1 protein-coding gene is annotated in these 2,632 nt (G+C 45.3%); it reads right to left on the reverse strand.

Going from position 1 to position 2,632, the window contains the following annotated elements:
• Positions 1–1,886, reverse strand: a 1,886-nt coding sequence (locus tag GF401_05285) for a LysM peptidoglycan-binding domain-containing protein (GenBank protein ID MBD3344456.1), incomplete at its 3' end; no start/stop codon positions are given.
• Between the last annotated feature and the right edge of the window lie 746 nt (positions 1,887–2,632).

The raw sequence follows: 2,632 nt of genomic DNA on the forward strand, positions 1-2,632 counted from the left end.
AAATGGGCCATGCATATTTTTAATGTGGGAAATTCTTTCAGCACGCTCTCCCAGTGGGCAGGAGTATGGCCCCGGCTATCAAAATATTCTTCAGCTTCATGCAAATCGTATCGATTTTTTACTTTTTGCGCATCATACCGCTCATAATTGAAATAATCTGCAATGGACATGCCTCCCCTGGAGCAATGAAAAGTAATCGGTATTTTATTGCTTTGACAATTTTCATAAAAATCCCTTAAATGGGGGTATCTGTTGAAATCATTTGGAGTAAATCCCAGCCGGGGATACATCTTTACGCCCCAGTACGGGCCGTTTTTATTCTGCGAATGTTTAAAAAGCTCCGGGTAAACATCACCGTTTTTCCTTCGGACATTATCAATAATTGCCTTCAGAATGTCGGGATCGTTCAACTCCTTTGAAAGGGACAGCTTCAATGCTCCGGTTATACTGCCGCCGTCATCGTATTTGACTATCGATTTATCATCTATTTCGTAAGTAAAAAATGCATTCGCTTTTAATGCGCTCTCCCACGGCTCAGACCAGGAAAATCCCGATGGTGCATCTTTTCCCGGAACATAATGGCGTCGTGGATCATAGTGATAAAAGATAAAATATTCGAAAGGGTACTGTACCGCTGCCGAGATAGTATTACCGAGCTGCTGCGTAAACGATTCGAACCATTCGGTTTCCTTGCCGGGAATTCGTTCTACCAGGTGACAGGCTTTGATTTTGCCGTCGGGGGTTTGAATCGTATTCCTGATTTTTTCAAGATCGCCGGTGAATTTGATATAGTGCTTATGGCTTGATGGAAGCACCGGGGAACGGACATTCCGGACCGCGATATTCTTCTCCAACTGTTTGTAAATGGAACAGATTTCCTGCTCCTTGTCCCCGTTCAGACAGAGCGCCCAGAGGTGATGGTGTGACTGATACAACTGGTATGATTGGTACGGGGAGATGACGGGAATACTACAAGGCTCCTCACCGGCGTAATAAGGCGTAATGCTATTCGGGCTTACGGTAACACAGGGTTCATTTGCGCTAAACGATGATGTAACGATATTAATGGCGACAAAGTCATTGATATAATACATTCCACCATTGGTATTTAAATTAACCGGAAGACCAAAACGCCCCCAGTAATGACCGAATGATAGATCCATGGGAAGAGCGATATGCATTCGAAAAATATCCATACCACTGTAATATTGTTTTGTATAATCGGAAAATTCGAGATATTTTTTATAGTTTTGTGATTGTAGATTCCGTAGTTGAAACCTTCTGGCGGCTTCCTCTTGTAAACGCCTTGTTCCTTCTTCTTCAGATAATCCCTGCGTTATTCTTTTCTGTTCTTCATAAGTTAAAACAGTCCAGAGTATGCCTTCTTTGATGTCTTCGGCATTTGCATTCCCGATAAACATATCGCTTATCAATCCGGTATCCATGCGGCCGACTTTTCCCAACCGGCCGACAAACAATCCTGTTTTCATCGATGCAGCAGAGTCATTAATCTTTTTGCGGTCATCTGATCCAGGGCGCCCTTTTATTGTGGACGCAAAGAAATTTTTCGCCACCAATGCCCATTGCAGCGGCAACGGGCAGCAGTTATTACTTTGAATATGCATGTGCGCATCAAAAAGAATCCTCATGCAGGTCTCTTGAATTACAACGCTATTGTTTGTAGAGGAAACGACATCGCCTTTCAGCGGTACCCATAAGACATCGCCCGGTTGAATCCTGTTCGGATCGGGCCGCTTCTCCCGGAAGGCAGCATTTTTTTCATGGTTATAGATGACTTTCCAGCTTGCAACATTATGCCGTGAAGCGATTGCCGAAAGCGTATCTCCTGCAACGATTGTATAATTTTTTCCCTTTTTGTCGTTCATATTCACACTACTGTTTTGGGGGTTTCAATTCAACAGAGACTCTTCCCGGAACCAGGCCGTCATCAGTAACTATCCCTTTGTCATCAGTTTGAGCCTGCTTCTCTGTGCCGTCTGCAAGATGGAGTGTTACTTCACGATTGGCCGCTTCAATGCCATAGCGGTCCAATACTAGAATTTTCTTCCTGTCCCTAAGCCTCAACAACCCACTCTCCTGCTCCACCCCGAATTTCTGTCCCCCGATCACCACCACAAAAAAATACTCCGGCGGATTATAGCTTTTGCCGTACTCTTTGAGTTCGTCATTGGTGGGGATTTCATCGGTGTCTTCGTGGTATTCATATTCCCACGTGAGCTGCATTTTACGGTTTTTGATTTCGGTCGGGATGGAAGCGATTTTGTCATGGTTGCCGTCCTGGTCGTATTCGTAAATGACAACGACGGCGTCGACCGATTCGCCTACATTCTCGAATTCCGCCGACAGGGTGAGAACATCCCCGCGACGGGCTTCCTTCTTGTCCCACTGCATGCGTGTACAGAGGATAGTGGGAACGCAGGGAATGTAATTGGATTCGGCCTTGAGTCCTTGTTTGGGAAGTTTGACCTCAAAATACGCCTGATCGCCTTCCTCGACTTTTTCGGAGATTTCGATCTCTCCCATAAAGCGGTTGCCGTAGATCTTTTCTTTCAGTTTCCCGCACTTTCTGCCGTTTTCGGTATTCCCCTTAATCTCGATCGTCGCGCCTTCA

The organism is Chitinivibrionales bacterium, assembly GCA_014728215.1.
GTDB lineage: Bacteria > Fibrobacterota > Chitinivibrionia > Chitinivibrionales > WJKA01 > WJKA01.